This window comes from Vibrio penaeicida, assembly GCF_002933855.1.
In the GTDB taxonomy this organism is placed as follows: domain Bacteria; phylum Pseudomonadota; class Gammaproteobacteria; order Enterobacterales; family Vibrionaceae; genus Vibrio; species Vibrio penaeicida_A.
Window position 1 is genome coordinate 76,693 of sequence record NZ_BFAQ01000024.1, and the last position, 15,323, is coordinate 92,015.

General features: G+C 46.0%; 15 protein-coding genes. 6 read left to right on the plus strand and 9 right to left on the minus strand.

Going from position 1 to position 15,323, the window contains the following annotated elements:
- Positions 1-38 precede the first annotated feature (38 nt).
- Positions 39-425: a VOC family protein gene (locus VPNCDNU1_RS14475; protein WP_104400975.1), complete on the plus strand. Its 387-nt coding sequence runs from the start codon at positions 39-41 to the stop codon at positions 423-425.
- A gap of 79 nt (positions 426-504) precedes the next feature.
- Here VPNCDNU1_RS14475 and trmH read toward each other — a convergent pair whose 3' ends face one another.
- The 5 genes from trmH to VPNCDNU1_RS14500 form a co-directional block, all read right to left on the minus strand.
- Positions 505-1,191 carry a tRNA (guanosine(18)-2'-O)-methyltransferase TrmH gene (gene trmH, locus VPNCDNU1_RS14480; RefSeq protein ID WP_104400976.1) on the minus strand — a complete coding sequence of 229 codons (687 nt, stop codon included), beginning with the start codon at positions 1,189-1,191 and terminating at the stop codon, positions 505-507.
- 105 nt (positions 1,192-1,296) lie between these two features.
- Positions 1,297-3,414, minus strand: coding sequence for a bifunctional GTP diphosphokinase/guanosine-3',5'-bis pyrophosphate 3'-pyrophosphohydrolase (gene spoT / locus VPNCDNU1_RS14485; RefSeq protein WP_104400977.1), 2,118 nt, complete (start codon positions 3,412-3,414; stop codon positions 1,297-1,299).
- An 87-nt stretch (positions 3,415-3,501) separates the two neighbouring features.
- Positions 3,502-3,774 carry a DNA-directed RNA polymerase subunit omega gene (gene rpoZ / locus VPNCDNU1_RS14490; protein ID WP_101111469.1) on the minus strand — a complete coding sequence of 91 codons (273 nt, stop codon included), beginning with the start codon at positions 3,772-3,774 and terminating at the stop codon, positions 3,502-3,504.
- Positions 3,775-3,833: 59 nt separating this feature from the next.
- The gene (gene gmk / locus VPNCDNU1_RS14495) at positions 3,834-4,457 is read right to left on the minus strand and encodes a guanylate kinase (protein ID WP_104400978.1); all 624 of its coding nucleotides are present in this window, start codon (positions 4,455-4,457) and stop codon (positions 3,834-3,836) included.
- A gap of 146 nt (positions 4,458-4,603) precedes the next feature.
- Positions 4,604-6,499 (minus strand): LTA synthase family protein, encoded by a 1,896-nt coding sequence (locus VPNCDNU1_RS14500; RefSeq protein WP_174715146.1) that lies wholly within the window; start codon positions 6,497-6,499, stop codon positions 4,604-4,606.
- A 278-nt stretch (positions 6,500-6,777) separates the two neighbouring features.
- Between VPNCDNU1_RS14500 and VPNCDNU1_RS14510 the strand changes: the two genes are divergently transcribed.
- The gene (locus VPNCDNU1_RS14510; RefSeq protein ID WP_104400980.1) at positions 6,778-7,050 is read left to right on the plus strand and encodes a hypothetical protein; all 273 of its coding nucleotides are present in this window, start codon (positions 6,778-6,780) and stop codon (positions 7,048-7,050) included.
- 58 nt (positions 7,051-7,108) lie between these two features.
- Here the strand turns inward: VPNCDNU1_RS14510 and VPNCDNU1_RS14515 are convergent, their stop codons facing one another.
- Positions 7,109-7,975, minus strand: coding sequence for a YicC/YloC family endoribonuclease (locus tag VPNCDNU1_RS14515; protein WP_101111467.1), 867 nt, complete (start codon positions 7,973-7,975; stop codon positions 7,109-7,111).
- Positions 7,976-8,163: 188 nt separating this feature from the next.
- Between VPNCDNU1_RS14515 and rph the strand changes: the two genes are divergently transcribed.
- Positions 8,164-8,880 carry a ribonuclease PH gene (gene rph / locus VPNCDNU1_RS14520; protein WP_101111466.1) on the plus strand — a complete coding sequence of 239 codons (717 nt, stop codon included), beginning with the start codon at positions 8,164-8,166 and terminating at the stop codon, positions 8,878-8,880.
- Between the two features lie 123 nt (positions 8,881-9,003).
- Positions 9,004-9,645, plus strand: a complete 642-nt coding sequence (gene pyrE, locus VPNCDNU1_RS14525) for an orotate phosphoribosyltransferase (RefSeq protein ID WP_104400981.1) — start codon at positions 9,004-9,006, stop codon at positions 9,643-9,645.
- A gap of 85 nt (positions 9,646-9,730) precedes the next feature.
- Here the strand turns inward: pyrE and lpxL are convergent, their stop codons facing one another.
- From lpxL to coaBC, 3 genes are all read right to left on the minus strand, one after another.
- Positions 9,731-10,669: an LpxL/LpxP family Kdo(2)-lipid IV(A) lauroyl/palmitoleoyl acyltransferase gene (gene lpxL, locus VPNCDNU1_RS14530; protein ID WP_104400982.1), complete on the minus strand. Its 939-nt coding sequence runs from the start codon at positions 10,667-10,669 to the stop codon at positions 9,731-9,733.
- Between the two features lie 3 nt (positions 10,670-10,672).
- A complete protein-coding gene (slmA, locus tag VPNCDNU1_RS14535; RefSeq protein ID WP_101111463.1) occupies positions 10,673-11,263 on the minus strand; it encodes a nucleoid occlusion factor SlmA in 591 nt (196 codons plus the stop codon).
- Positions 11,264-11,418: 155 nt separating this feature from the next.
- Positions 11,419-12,630 (minus strand): bifunctional phosphopantothenoylcysteine decarboxylase/phosphopantothenate--cysteine ligase CoaBC, encoded by a 1,212-nt coding sequence (gene coaBC / locus VPNCDNU1_RS14540; RefSeq protein WP_104401039.1) that lies wholly within the window; start codon positions 12,628-12,630, stop codon positions 11,419-11,421.
- A gap of 486 nt (positions 12,631-13,116) precedes the next feature.
- Here coaBC and VPNCDNU1_RS14545 point away from each other — a divergent pair, with 486 nt between their 5' ends.
- Both VPNCDNU1_RS14545 and radC read left to right on the plus strand, forming a co-directional pair.
- Positions 13,117-14,103, plus strand: coding sequence for a cytochrome-c peroxidase (locus tag VPNCDNU1_RS14545; protein ID WP_104400983.1), 987 nt, complete (start codon positions 13,117-13,119; stop codon positions 14,101-14,103).
- A gap of 248 nt (positions 14,104-14,351) precedes the next feature.
- On the plus strand, positions 14,352-15,026 hold the full coding sequence (radC, locus tag VPNCDNU1_RS14550; protein WP_101111461.1) for a RadC family protein: 675 nt from the start codon (positions 14,352-14,354) through the stop codon (positions 15,024-15,026).
- Positions 15,027-15,323 lie beyond the last annotated feature (297 nt).

The following is a 15,323-nucleotide window of genomic DNA, read 5'->3' on the forward strand; positions in this document are numbered from 1 at the left end:
GTCAGACTGTTCTTGTTTAGTTAAACAAGGAGAAAGTCATGATTGAAGTACAAGCGATGTTTCCAGTAATGGTGAGCGAAAATTTAGCGGCGCTCAAAGATTTCTACCAATCCACCTTTGGTTTTACAGCGGTGTTTTATGATCCAGAATTCTATCTTCATTTGGTGTCTGAAAACGGTGTGCAACTTGGCTTTTTAGTGCCTGAACATGCAACGCAACCCGAATTCTTACACCCTATTATGGCAAGAGAAGGGTACGTCATTTCATTGGAAGTAGCTGATGCACGATCGGCTTATGAATGGGCGACGAAAAATGATCTAACCGTCGCGATGCCGTTGAAGGAGGAGGTTTGGGGGCAAGTCCATTTTATGGTGGAGGACCCAGCAGGGTTCAAGGTTGATATCGTTGAGCACGTGTCACAGTAGAACAAGCTCAGGCCCTAGGGCTCAGGTTGAAAAGAAAATAATGAAGCTCTTTTCTTTTCAACCAGCTTTCTTTGAGAAGCTATTTTCTTTGCATTTCTGCCCACCAGCTCTCGTCTGCCACGATTTGACCAACTTCATCCAAAGGTGGGTAAGGTAAGCCTTTGCGTTTGGCGACTTTTGCGAGAACGGGATGCCCACGCTCAAACAGAATTCGATGAATATACTCTGCAGGTAATGCCGACTCATCTCGTTCGTACATACCAGCAATTTGGCGCTGTCTTTGCGCTTCGAATAAGATCAACGCGCTGGCAACGGAAACATTCAACGATTGCACCATTCCAACCATGGGAATGATGATGTCTTGATCGGCCATAGAAAGTGCATGGGGAGTGATTCCGTGTTTTTCGCCACCTAAGATCACGGCAGTGGGTATGGTGTAGTCGATGCCACGAAAATCGACTGCTGTGTCCGACAAATTTGTTGCGAGTATTTGCATGCCTTGTTTTTTTAGCTCGCCTACGGCGTCATCTATCGATTCATGCGTATCCACTTCTACCCAATTTCTCGCACCCGCCGAAGTGTGGCTTAAGGTGCGCATTTTAGGATCTGGCCACACCGCGTGTATTTTATGGACACCCGCTGCATCGGCACTGCGGATAATGGCAGAGACGTTGTTTGGCTTATGGACTTCTTCAAGACATAAAGTCAGATCAGGCTGGCGTGCCTTAAGTACGGTGTGGATTCGATGGTAGCGTTCTAAATTCATATGTCGCTCTGAAAAAGGTCTCTTACCAAGAAGATAAGAGACCTTTGAGTGTTAGTATTTAATGTGCAATTCCGTAACTATTGTGCAAACTCGTTTTTTAGAGAATCAGTGTTTGCGTCGGCGAACTTTTGTTGCCTGAGGCATAACGCGAATGCGCTTCATAATGCCAGCTAGATTCACACGGTCTTTCGCAGTTAAAAGCACGGTAATGGTGTACAGGCGACCGTCTTTCTCTTCGGTCGAAATACCGTGGATGTTCGAACCTGTTTGCGAAATCACGTTGGTTAACGCAGCCAGCGCACCTTGGTGATTTTGCATGTCGATCTGAAGTTCAGTAATGAACTCTTGATCGTAATCGTTCGACCATTCTACTGCCATGTACTTATCCGGTTCTTTTTGGTATCCGCGTACGTTTGGACACGTTTCACGGTGAACCACTAATCCTCGACCCGGAGAGACGTGGGCAATAATGTGATCATCTGGAATTGGGTGACAGCAATTAGCAAACGTCAGCAAAATACCTTCCGCACCGCGGATAGGAAGCTTCTTCTTATTGCTTTTCGAGTCACTCGTTTCGGTCAGTTCATCCACATCGCCTAACAAGCGACGTGCAATCACAATACTCATCAATTCGCCAAGGCCGATGGCAGCCAGCAAATCATCTAGCGATTCGACTTTTAGTTCAGCCAAAACATGATCGATGTTGTCTTGGTTGATGTCGGAAATCGAATGTTCACCTAATGCGTGATTCAGCAATCGACGACCTAAGGTAATCGACTCTTCACGACGCATGGTTTTCAGAACCTGGCGGATCTTGGTACGAGCACGAGAGGTCACTACATAGTTGAGCCACGCGGCGTTCGGGCGTGCGCCCGGCGCACTGATGATTTCAATGGTTTGACCGTTTTTCAGAGCTTTGCTCAACGGGTAAGGTTGGCGATCAACCCGCGCGCCTACACACATGTTGCCCACATCGGTATGTACGGCATACGCGAAATCGACAGCAGTCGCGCCCACAGGCATTTCAACAATTCGACCTTTTGGTGTGAACACGTAAATTTCATCTGGGAACAGATCGGATTTTACGTTTTCAATGAATTCGAAAGAGTTACCGGCACTTTGCTGCAGCTCTAACAGACTTTGCATCCAGCGCTGCGCTTTTACTTGTGCGGTGGTGCCAGACTTATCGCCATTGCTCTTATAAGACCAATGAGCTGCAACACCTTTGTCTGCCATTTGATCCATGTCTTCGGTACGAATCTGCACTTCAACTGGCACGCCGTGAGGACCTACCATCGAGGTATGCAAAGACTGGTATCCATTGGCTTTTGGAACGGCGATATAGTCTTTCATTTTGGCAGGGCGCGGCTTGTATAAGCTGTGAACCTGACCAAGAACGCGATAACACATGTCGGCAGAATCAACGACGACACGAAACGCGTAGATATCCATAATAGTATGGAAACGCTGTTCTTTGGTGCGCATCTTGTTATAGATGGAGAACAGGTTTTTTTCGCGCCCAAATACGCGGGCGTTGAGCCCCATTTCTTCCAATCGACCGGAAATCTCATCGTGAATACGTTGAATGATTTCTTTTCGGTTACCGCGCGCGGCTTTCACCACTTCTTTTAAAACGCGATATCGATTGGGGTATAAAGCCTCAAAGCCTAGCTCTTCAAGCTCAACTTTGATGTTGTGAATACCTAAACGGTGAGCAAGTGGTGCGTAAATTTCCAGCGTTTCACGAGCAATACGGCGCTTTTTATCGGGGCGAAGTGCACCCAGTGTACGCATGTTGTGCGTACGGTCTGCCAACTTGATCAGGATAACGCGAATATCCTGAACCATAGCGAGCACCATTTTGCGGAAGTTTTCGGCTTGTGCTTCTTTTCGATCGCGGAACTTAAGCTTATCCAGCTTAGATACCCCATCGACCAATTCAGCGACTGTAGCTCCAAACTGTTCTTCCAATTCTTCTTTGGTGACCTCGGTATCTTCGATAACGTCGTGCAGCAAAGCTGCCATCAAGGTTTCATTATCGAGGCGCATTTCTGCGAGGATACGAGCGACAGCGACAGGGTGGATAATATACGGTTCGCCAGTGGAACGGGTTTGCCCTTCATGGGCGTCTCTTGCTACCACATAAGATCGACTCAGAGCCTCAAGTTGAGGCTCTGTCAGATATTCTTGGGCAACTTCTTTTAGGCTTTCAAAAAGATACAAATTACAGGCCCGAAATGCTTTAGAAAGTTACTGTGAACTAAACAGTTACTATGAACTAAAAAGTTACTGTGAACTAAAAAGTTACTATTAACGGTTGTGAGCGATACTGCTTACTGCCGCCAGTTCTGCTGCTTCTTGTTCTTGCTGCTCTTGACGCTCGCGAGCATCCAGTACTTCTTTAGTGATAAGACCTTCTTCGATCTCACGAAGAGCGATAACCGATGGCTTATCGTTTTCTTCAGGCACTAGTGAATCTTTACCGCCAGTTTGCATTTGACGAGCGCGGCGTGCCGCAATCAGAACCAAGTCAAAACGGTTACCAATTTTTTCAACAGCGTCTTGTACAGTTACGCGTGCCATGAGGACTCCAATATTTAACTAAAAATTTAATATGACGAGAAATTATACAGTCTAAAGGCTCAATCGGCCAATAGCGCTGTTAACATGCTGCTGTATTTAGCGGCTTGTTTGTCTTCCTTCAAGCGTTCTGCACGAAGAATAGACTTGAAATCGAGCACTGCGGTGTCGAAATCATCGTTTACAATGACGTAATCATATTCATTGTAATGGGATATCTCAGATTGTGCTTCATTCATGCGCTTGGCGATCACAGCTTCGCTGTCCTGACCACGTGCATTAAGGCGGCGTTCCAGTTCTTCTTTTGAAGGAGGAAGAATGAAAATGCTCTTAGCCAGAGGCATCTGCTCGCGTATTTGACGCGCGCCTTGCCAATCAATGTCTAGGAACACATCAATGCCTTTATCTAGGTTCTCTTCAATCCAGGGGCGAGACGTACCGTAGTAGTTACCAAACACTTCTGCGTATTCAAGAAACGATTTTTGTTCGATCAATTCTTCAAATTTATTTTTGCTAACAAAGTGATAGTGTGTGCCGTCTTCTTCTCCAGGGCGCATTCCACGAGTTGTGTGGGATACTGATACTTTCATAGCGTAGGTTGGATTTTTTTCCAATAGCGCTGAAATCAGGCTTGATTTACCTGCACCGCTTGGTGCTGAAACGATGTATAAAGTACCTTTACCCATGAATAATCCGCTTACCTTTACCCTAGTTACCTGAATGCGAGTGTAACGCACTGCAGGGTGAGATGCCTAAAAAATGGGGCGAAAGGATAGCATTTTTTGTTCAATAACCTCAATGCTTCTGTTTCGCCCTAGTGGATTTGGTTGAACTAGTGGGTTTGGCTGAATATGTCTCGATACTGAGTCGTCTCGCCATTAAACAACAGCTCTTGGGTGAGCGCATTGAAGTCGCGACCTTGTTCAAACAGCGGCGCCACCCAAGACTCATTACAGTCTGCTCGCTTCAACCTTATAGTGTCATCTTTTATGTGGAAACACTGTTGCAAGCTGTTGTTGCTAGAATCGATGGTCACCATGCGCTTGCCGTCTACCCAAAAGAACAGGCTTCCATCAGAGAAGCTAGATTGCCCTGCGTAGTGTTCATCGAGCAGGGAATGCCCTGTAAACCAAGGCGCGTAACCACCTAGCCAATCTATTATGGTGCTACCCACATCGCGCTGAGACGATGCGCTATTGTGGTGAATAGCGGGCACGCTGCCGTCGGTAGCATAGATCAAAAACGGAATCGAGTTTTTCGCTAGGTTAGGCTCTACAATCTTGGCGGTGTGATCCGACATCAGCACGACCAATGTTGGCTCTTTTACGGTGTCATGCAGTTCAGTAATAAAGGCTTCTAACGCTTTGTCGGCATAATTCATGGTACTACGACGCAGTTCAGGCATAGTGGATTTTCCGAACGTAAAGTCATCTTCGGATGGAAGTAATGAACCGTGCGTGGTGCCTGTGTTGATGGCAATAAAGAAGGGCTTGTCAGAGTTGCTGTTCTGCATCTCGTTGATTCTGTCCATCGAGAAGCGATAGATACTGTCGTCTTGAAAGCCCCATTCATTGTGCGGCGCTTGAAAGTCAAAATCTTCTTTACCGTAGGATTCTGTAAATCCAAGGGATTGAGCAAACGCTCCAACAATGCCTTTGCCACTGCCTTGAACAAAACGTGTGTCCCACCCTTGTTCACGTAGCATGTGGGGTAAACATTTGTATTTGCTATTTTGTAAGTGCGTGCCCGCGACAATGCCACCATTAGGGTTAGGGTAGCTGCACATGCTAGCAAAAATACCTTGGACTGTGCGGTATCCATCGGCATACATGGCATCCGATGTCAGTGATTTGACACGCAGTGCATCAAAGAATGGGGTGGAGTGGTGTTCTGGGTTTGGGCTATTCATATCTACCGATGCCCAGCTTTCCAACAAAACGAAGACCACATTGGCTTTTTTGAAGTCGCTGATGTTGGAAGCGACTTCTTGATCGAGTGCGGCGTTGAATGCGTCGTGAACAGAAGGCTCAGGACTGGCTGTGATACGAGAAACGGCTTTGTTTTTCCCGTTTGCAAGATAGTAAGTCACGCTGTAAGGCGCGCTCCACGCTATATACGCTTTGTCATTGTGACCAATTTTATAAGCACTCATCGGTGACTGAGGCGCATCGAACCAACCACCGCGAATAAAGGTTACGGTGAGTACGAGGTAAGCCAGCGTCGCCAGTGTGTATTTACCGAGGGTTAAGCGGCTCGTCGCCATGCTAGTCCAGCGACTTTTCCAAATAATGAAGACAGATACGGCACTTAGGACTAGACCTAAAATCACCAGCGGGTAGTACACGGTGAAAGCCGTTATCAGTACGGAATCGACTAAACCAGAAGCCGTAAAGAGTTCAAAGGTAACGTGCTTACGCGCATCTTCAGCGTAAATAGTGTCGGACGCCGTGGCACCAATGATCCATAAAACCGCCAAACTCGCCCAAAGACGAATCGCCCATCGCATGTCGAATCGAAGAAAATTCAGAACCAGTAACACCAATGCCGCGGGTGCCGTCAATAATGCCGCTATGGTGGCATCGAATCTCAGCCCGTAAAGCACGCTGGTTAAGCCATCCACACTGAACAGGCTCAGAGGAATAGAGGTAGCAGCGAAAAGGAAAATCACCTTGCTTGAAAAAGCCGTCAGCAAGAAGGTGAAAAACAGTCTTAGTATGTTTCTTATCATTGTGAACTCGGGATCATGGCAAGTATTGGCTAAGTTGGTAGGGGCAAAGCTTTTATACTGCGTCACTTATTTGAAGAAATTTGACATAGAATACCAGAACAAAAATAAAAACTCTCAACCAGTCAGATCGTCAAAGTAATTTGTTGCTATCAGCTATACATGGAAGCAAATTATCAGCCACAAAAATGTGTGGAGTCACTCTCAAATCATTTCCAGTAAGCTGAAAAAAAGTTTATTCATTAAATAGATAGGTTAGCATCGCCAATTTTGGGTGTTATATGAAACACATATATACTTTAGAAGCTGATTCTTTATTTAAACGAGTGGTGAGGCACCTGTTTCTCATACCTGTAAGTTTTTTTACTGGCGCAGCCGGTATGCTGGCAGCGCATATTGGTGCGGAAATAATAGGCATTGATCTTTCTGCTCCAGCTAGTGAAACCGGAAACATAGGGTTTGTTGCTTTGTTTTTTGGAGGAGTAGCAGCGTGTACTGTACTAATCTTAGGGCTGTATTTAAGCACTAAAGCCTGTGAAAAGCTTGGTGTGTAGCCGAAACGAGCACCTCTAATGAAAACAGGTCGCTATAATTAGCGACCTGTTTCTTTTTTTATTCGATGTTTTGGATCTGCTCACGCATTTGCTCGATTAGAACTTTCAGTTCTACGCCAGATGCGGTGATGTCTGTGCTGATGGATTTGGATGCCAGCGTGTTCGACTCGCGGTTGAACTCTTGCATCATGAAGTCTAGCTTACGACCACATGCGCCACCCTTCTTAAGGATGTTGTTGGCTTCTTTTACGTGTGAGTCCAAGCGATCCAATTCTTCAGCGACATCGGATTTTTGAGCCAAAAGAATCAGCTCCTGTTCCACGCGTGAACCTTCTAGCTCAATTTTGGCTTCTTCAAACTTGGTGAGTAGGCGTTCGCGTTGCCATTCTAGAATTTCTGGCATGCGCGCACGAACCTTGACTACTTGCTCGGTGATGGAAGACAAACGTTGCTCAATCAGAGCTTTCATGTTTTCGCCTTCACGACCACGAGCGTCAATAAAGTCTTTTAGCCCTTCATCAAAGGCACCTAATAGGTCTTTGTTGATAGCATCCATGTCTTGTTCAGGTGTTTCCATTACGCCTGGCCAGTTCATGACTTGGAATGGGTTGATGCGGCTATCTTCACCCGTCATCGACATCACTTGATTGGCGGCATTGATCACTTGCTGCGCCAAATCTTGATTGATGGTGATTTCACCTTTTGCTGCTGGGTTCGCTTCAAAGCGCAGGTGACATTCTACTTTTCCGCGTGCCAGCTTCTTGCGAAAGCGCTCACGAAGGATAGGTTCAAGACCACGGAATTGCTCTGGCAAACGAAAGTAGGTTTCTAAATAGCGTTGATTGACGGAGCGAATCTCCCAAACTGCGCTGCCCCAGTCACCTTTGATTTCTTTTCGTGCATAAGCAGTCATGCTGTAGATCATTGAATTGTCCTTTGCTCGCGGAGATGAAAATTTCGAATGAGCGGTATAGTAGCATAATCACCGAGCGAGGTACGAGATCTCCGGTGGTTTGCCGCGATGTAGATGGTCGCCATGGCTAGGCAGCACGAGTGAATTCCTATATACTTTGCCTCCAACCAGATTCGCCTCCCCATGAAAGGTATTTATCCATGCGTCCAGACGATCGCACCGCGGAACAAGTTCGCCCAATCAAAATTACTCGTAACTATACTGCGTATGCAGAAGGCTCCGTGCTTGTCGAGTTTGGCAATACTAAGGTGTTGTGTAACGCCAGCGTGGAAGAAAATGTGCCGCGTTGGCTGAAAGGTCAAGGCAGAGGCTGGGTAACAGCGGAATACGGTATGTTGCCACGTGCAACCCACACTCGTAATCGCCGTGAAGCCGCGAGTGGTAAGCAAGGCGGTCGTACAATGGAAATCCAGCGACTGATTGCTCGCAGCTTACGTGCAGTCGTTGATTTAGAAGCCATGGGTGAAGTCATGGTGACTGTTGACTGTGATGTTATCCAAGCGGACGGCGGTACACGTACTGCATCTATTTCTGGTGCAAGCGTTGCGATGGCTGATGCGTTCCAGCACTTGGTAGAGCAAGGTAAGCTGAAAGCGAACCCAATGAAAGGGCACGTTGCTGCTGTTTCTGTTGGTATCGTTGAAGGAAAAGCGCTATGCGACCTTGAGTATGTTGAAGACTCAGCAGCAGAGACCGACATGAACGTTGTTATGACGGAAGATGGTCGTATGATTGAAGTGCAAGGCACCGCAGAAGGTGAACCGTTTAGCCACGAAGAATTATTGGAGTTGCTGGCGCTAGCGAAAACCGGCATTAATTCCATTGTAGAAACGCAGAAGAAAGCGTTAGAAAACTGATTAAATGAATAGCTCCTCACTGAGGGGCTATTTTTTTGTCTACTCTGTTTATGTTTCTCATCAATCTGAGAGCCATTGATGGAGTAGGCGACGAAACACACTAAGAAAATAGAGAGAAAATTAATGAAAGCATACCAGCGTGATTTTATTGAGTTTGCACTAGAGAAAGAAGTGCTTAAGTTTGGCGAATTTACTTTAAAATCTGGTCGTAAGAGCCCTTACTTCTTTAACGCTGGCTTGTTCAATACCGGTCGTGATTTGGCGAGACTAGGGCGTTTTTATGCGGCTGCTTTGGCTGACTCTGGTATTGATTACGATGTGTTGTTTGGCCCAGCGTATAAAGGCATTCCAATTGCAACAACGACTGCCGTTGCATTGGCCGATCACCATGATGTGGATACGCCATACTGCTTTAACCGTAAAGAAGCAAAAAACCACGGTGAAGGTGGCAACCTAGTCGGCAGTCCGCTAGAAGGACGCATTATGCTGGTGGATGATGTGATTACAGCCGGCACAGCGATTCGTGAGTCGATGGAAATCATTAAAGCGAATGGCGCGGACTTAGCGGGTGTTCTAGTGGCGATTGACCGCCAAGAAAAAGGCAAAGGTGAATTGTCTGCCATTCAGGAAGTGGAGCGCGACTTTGGTTGTGCTGTGATTTCGATTGTGAGCTTGACGGATCTTATCTCTTACCTTGAAGAGAAAGGTGAAAATTCAGAACACCTTGAAGCTGTAAAAGCGTACCGCGCAGAATTCGGAATTTAACTTAGCGATAGAGTTAAAGTACAAATGTTAAAAAAGACAGCCTAGGCTGTCTTTTTTGTATTGATAGGTCTTTAGCCAATAGAGGTCAGTCGTTATAAAGGTGCCCACGCTCGCTGCCATCGTGCATGGTTTTAAATCGACGGTGCATCCACATGTACTGATCCATGCCTCGGGTGATGACTTTCTCTATGGCTTTGTTCATGACGATCGCCGCACCTTCTGCATCTCTTCTTGGGAATTGAGCACTGATATCGCTGTCTATTTCTAAGCAATACTGGTTCCCACTTCGCAAGCTTGATGCCGTAATGACAGCACATTTACCCATATCGACTAAAAATCCGGTACCAGATGGGGTACACGCTTTTTCGTATTCAAAGAAAGGAACATAGACAGAGTTTTGGCTGCCGTAATCCTGATCCGGTAGATACCACAATCGACCGCCCGACTTCAGCACGCGGACCATGCCACGAACGTCTTCTCTATCGACCATTTGATGTCCGAAACGAGTTCGTCCCCAGTTCTGAATAAAGTCGACCACTGGGTTTTCGTGAGGGCGATATACCCCATAACCTGGTGCAAATTGGCTGAAAGCGCGAGCGGTAATCTCAAGGTTTAGCATGTGAGTACAAACAACCAATACCCCTTTACCTTGCGCTTCTAGATCTAGGATATGTTGATCGTTTTTAAAATTGATGATGCGTTTGAAGCGCCAGTTGGGCCAAAACCACGCAATGCCAGTTTCTATCAGTGCAAGACCAGAGTTTTTGTAGACTTCATCTGTGATGCGTTGCTTTTCTGACTCTTCCATGTCTGGAAAGCAAATTTCCAAATTCTTGCGAATGATTTTGGCGCGTTTTTTAATGAGTGGTGCCACCGCTTTACCCAAGCCTCTACCCATCTTCTTTAAGAGTGGGTAAGGGAAAAGCGTTACGATCAGCGCTAACAAGCCAAATCCAAACCATACCAACCAGAAACGAGGATGAAGCAATCCTGTGTGAAATCTTGCCGTTTCAAACTTTTTCATGGATTACTGAATCTGCGCACTGAGCAGTGCCCAGTACTCCTCAAAATTGTCGGTTGGCTGGTATTTGAAGTCGGAACGGACGAAGCGATTTAAACTGCCTTCTACTTGGCCAAGTAACTGGGTTGCCAAAATGCTTTCATCGACTGGGAAGGATTTGCCTTCTCGAAGCTTACGCTCACGCAGGATCTGGCGTAATTGGGTTTCGATGCGTTCAAACAGTTGGTTGATTCGCTCACGTAAACGCTCATTTTCAAACATCAACGCATGACCAGACAGAATACGTGAAAGACCTGGGTTGCGTTCTGAAAACGCAAGAATGAGCTGCATAACCAGCCGAATACGCTGAAGTGTGTCTTTTTCTTCATCCAGAATGCGGTTGATGCGAGACATCAGCGCGTCTTCAATGAATTCGATTAAGCCCTCGAACATGCGAGCTTTACTAGGGAAATGACGATATAGCGCGGCTTCGGAAACACCTACTTGTTTGGCAAGCTTGGCTGTCGTAATGCGAGAGGCTCCATCGGTGGACTCCAGCATTTCAGCCAGTGCCTGTAGGATTTCTTCACGACGATTTGATTTTCGATTGCCGGTCATTCAGTCCATTCCTTAATTTTGGCAGAAAATTTACAAGCCAGCATTTTAGCGCCAGCCAGCTAAAGAGGCTAGAGATACACTCGTGATTTTCAAGGAATAAAAGAATTTGTTGTTTGCAGCGCTCAGTAAGAGCGCTGTTTATCGAAGAGAAATTGTTATTTGTTCGGCGTCATCTGCGCAGCGATTTCTTCCATTAAGGCTTTGCCCAGCTCGACTTTACTGGTGGTAGGTAGGATCTTGTCGCCTTCTTTCCAGAATAAATGCAGAGCATTGCTATCGCTATTAAACCCAAGCCCTTGAATGGACACATCGTTGGCACAAATCATATCCAAATTCTTTTTGGCGAGTTTGCTCCGCGCATAGGCTTCGACATCTTGTGTTTCTGCCGCAAAGCCGACAGTAAAGGGACGATCCTCTTTAAGTTCGGCAACAGAGGCTATGATGTCTGGGTTTTTGACCATCCGAATCGTCATGGCATCGCTATCGTCTGTTTTCTTAATTTTCTGATCGGCAATGGTTTCTGGTCGATAGTCAGCGACCGCAGCGCATCCAATGAAGACATTATGTTTTACAGCTTGCTCCAAGGCAGCTTGGTGCATTTCAGTAGCGCTGTCGACGTCAATTCGATTCACGCCAACAGGCGTGGGTAACGCGACGGGGCCGCTGATTAACGTGACGTTAGCACCTAATTTCGCTGCTGCACTGGCAATGGCAAACCCCATTTTTCCCGAGCTGTGATTCGATATATAGCGAACCGGGTCGATGGCTTCGCGAGTGGGACCTGCGGTAATCACCACGGATTGACCCGATAGTACCGAAGGGGTGAAAAAATCTTCACATAGGTGAACCAACTGCATCGGTTCGAGCATTCGACCTTTCCCTATGTCCCCACAAGCTTGCTCACCGGAAGCGGGACCCCAAATTTCCATTCCTCGGCGGCTTAATGTCTGGATGTTTTCTTGTGTCGCTAGGTTGGCATACATTTGCTGATTCATGGCAGGAGAAACGGCGATGGGGGCATCCGTTGCCAGAACGAGTGTCGTTAATAAATCATTGCCCAACCCCGATGCCATACGTGCGATCAGATCAGCGGTTGCAGGAGCAAGCAGCACTAAATCTGCCCATTTGGCGAGTTCAATGTGCCCCATAGACGCTTCAGCGGCGGGATCGAGTAAGCTGTCTGATACAGGTCGACCGGATACGGCTTGCATCGTCAGCGGGGTGATGAACTCTTTGGCTGCATTCGTCATAACGACTTGCACTTCAGCGCCTCGTTCGATGAGCCTACGAGTGAGTTCGGCACATTTATACGCAGCAATTCCGCCGCTAATCCCTAAAAGTATTTTCTTTCCTGCTAGTGTCTGCATGCTGCGTTTCTCAAATTGGTTTTGTTCCATACCCAGTAACCATATCAAATATATATCTTCAATGAGACCTTAAACCTTCTCATTAAATTTCTGAGTAAATTTTGCCCATTTTTCTGGCTTTTAGTGTGCTACAAGAGGAGTTTGTCATTCAAAGTGAATCTCTTAAATTTCATGATCTTATATTTTGATTTCAATCAATGAATCGGTGAATAATTTTAAGGCGTTTTTCTTCTGTTTTTTCACTCTGGCATATCAACCTATTGATAAGAATAACAAATAATAGATTGCTAATTTATTCATCTAGTTTGTCGATAAATGTCATCGATTTTTTGCGTTGTCCTTTTTTTAACCACTTATTTTTAATGTCTTACACACGGTGTGGTTATACATGGTCTGTTGTGCTGTCGGCTTGTTCTTTACCACCTGTGTTGTGTCGGAATACACGGTGACGTTTCGTTCACCGAAAACATAATAAGGTAGACAACAATGAAAATAATGACGTTTGCTACACTGGCGGCTTTCTCCTTTAGCGTGCAAGCCCAAACCCTTTCTCAGGAGCCTATTGAAGTGATTGTTCCTGCTGAGGGGCTTAACACCTCTTTGGTTAAACTTGGGAAAAAACTCTGGTTTGATCCTCGTTTATCTAAGTCCAATACCATTTCGTGTAACTCTTGCCATAACCTAGCAACCGGTGGGGTGGATAACCTCCCGAGTTCGATTGGTCATGGTTGGCAAATTGGTCCCATCAATTCACCGACGGTATTGAATGCGGAGTTGAACTTCGTTCAATTTTGGAATGGACGGGCGGAAGACTTAAAAGCTCAAGCCGCAGGGCCTATTGAGAACCCAAAAGAGATGGCGTTCACCCATACCTTAGCGATTGATACGATAAAATCGATTCCTGGTTATCAAGCATTGTTTAAAGATGCGTTTGGGAAAAGCAGCTTTGGTATCGATGAAATTACGGTTGCTATAGCGGAGTTTGAGAAAACACTGCGCACACCTAATTCGCCTTTCGACTTGTGGCTAACAGGTCAATCGGATGCGATATCGGATGTACAAAAAGAAGGGTATGCACTGTTCAAACAAAAAGGTTGTACAGCTTGCCATAGCGGTCCTTTATTAGGTGGCCAGAACTATCAGAAAATGGGGTTGGTTAAGCCGTTTGCGACGGATAACCCCGACGAAGGTAGAAAAGCGATAACTGGTAAGGAGTTCGATAAGTTTGTTTTCAAAGTACCGACGCTGAGAAACATCGAACTTACCTACCCCTATTTCCACGATGGTTCGGTTTGGGATTTGAAAAAAGCCGTCAAAACCATGGCGGATATACAGTTGGGGCAGGCACTAAGTGATGATGAAGCCGAAAAAATCACAGAGTTCTTGAAATCTCTGACTGGCGAGCAGCCGCGTATTACGCTTCCTCTACTGCCGCCTTCGAGTTTTGACACACCTCGACCAGATGTTGGTTAGTGGTATCGACAGATAAACAACGAATTTTGCTAAAGACTGTGTTTATCTAGTTGCAGAGTTTGTTAATAGAGAGGGCGCCGCGCTCTCTCTATTCTCATCTTTTTAGTTCCTCCTAACATGAGTGTGGAATTTACTGATTCCTCAATTTCATAAAGATCATCGCTCGCTCGAAATTTACTGTTTGGTAATTGATATAAAACGACATTCTCTATCCAATGAGCCTCATTGTTCTTTTACAGGTCGTTTCGATGAGCATCAAAAATCTTCCGTCTGAATCTCAGCCTAGAGAAAAGCTACTTAACCAAGGCCCTAGTGCGCTAACCGATGCTGAATTACTGGCTATTTTTCTGAGAACCGGAATCAAAGGCACCAATGTGATTGAATTGTCCTCTCAGCTATTAGATGAGTTCGGTTCGCTGCGAGCCCTCTTTTCAGCAAGCCAAGAAGACTTCTGCCAGAAGAAAGGGCTAGGGTCAGCCAAATTTGTGCAGCTAAAAGCGGTTATTGAGATGACTCAGCGTTATCTTGGGGAAACCCTAAAACGTGGTGATGCGCTGACGAGCCCTGAACACACAAAACTTTATCTTTCTAGTATTTTGCGCGATAGGCACAGAGAAGCCTTCTATATACTGTTTCTAGATAACCAGCATCGTGTGATTCAAGATGAAGTGTTATTTGAAGGGACTATTGATGCCGCAAGCGTTTACCCAAGAGAAGTGGTTAAAAGAGCACTGCACCATAACGCGGCTGCGCTCATTTTAGCGCATAACCATCCTTCTGGCGTTGCAGAGCCAAGCCAAGCGGACAGGAGAATCACTCGGCGGTTAACAGATGCAACTGCACTGGTAGATATTCGGATCTTGGATCACTTTGTGATTGGAGATGGAGAGGTGGTTTCGTTTGCGGAAAGAGGGTGGATATGAATATTGAGCACCGTTTTCTCGCCGAAACTGCGCTTAAAATAATAGAGAATCGCGATAAGGCATACTGAGTCGGCTTTTAGCGTGTTTTGAGCTCACATTTTAGTTGTCTGCTAGTCAAAATCTGCTATCATCCCCGCACTGAAATTTATGAACCTCAATCAGCTCTGCCTAAAAAAGATCACGAAAACCTGTAAAAAGGATCTGTTCGGGTCTTGAGCAATGCATATCAAGTTAGTATAATGCGCGACCTTTGATAGCCTTGTATGGGTATTCCATAACGGTATTTGGCCTCCAGTC